Annotated in this window: 1 protein-coding gene; it reads left to right on the top strand. The window is 59.0% G+C overall.

Annotated features, from left to right (window positions below; translation table 11 throughout):
- Positions 1-273, top strand: a 273-nt coding sequence (locus tag SB658_RS23885) for a hypothetical protein (protein WP_410602809.1), incomplete at both ends; no start/stop codon positions are given.

Here is a 273-nt window from a genome sequence, read left to right as displayed (position 1 = left end):
GCTGCCTTGAAGGCAGAAGTGCCTCAAGAACCTTCCTGCCCGATCACGCAGGTAACAATTGGAGAGGACTGGGAAGGCATTCCCGGGGGCGGCGCAGGTGCGGGCGCGGATGGCAGCAACACCGGCGAGCAAGGTGGAGCTACCGTTGACTTCTACTATCTCAACCCGAGTACTTCAACTTGCGTGCTGATAGGCGGAACCCGCTATCTTCAGCGCACGCGTGAAGTCAAATGCCCGAACATCAACAGCACCATCATGACCTGGCAGGCAGCC

Origin of the sequence: Bacillus sp. SIMBA_008 (assembly GCF_046535495.1) — a bacterium.
Classification (GTDB): Bacteria; Bacillota; Bacilli; order Bacillales; family Bacillaceae; genus Bacillus; species Bacillus subtilis.
Note: the sequence above shows the minus strand (reverse complement) of the source record. Positions and strands in the feature narration are given on the sequence as shown.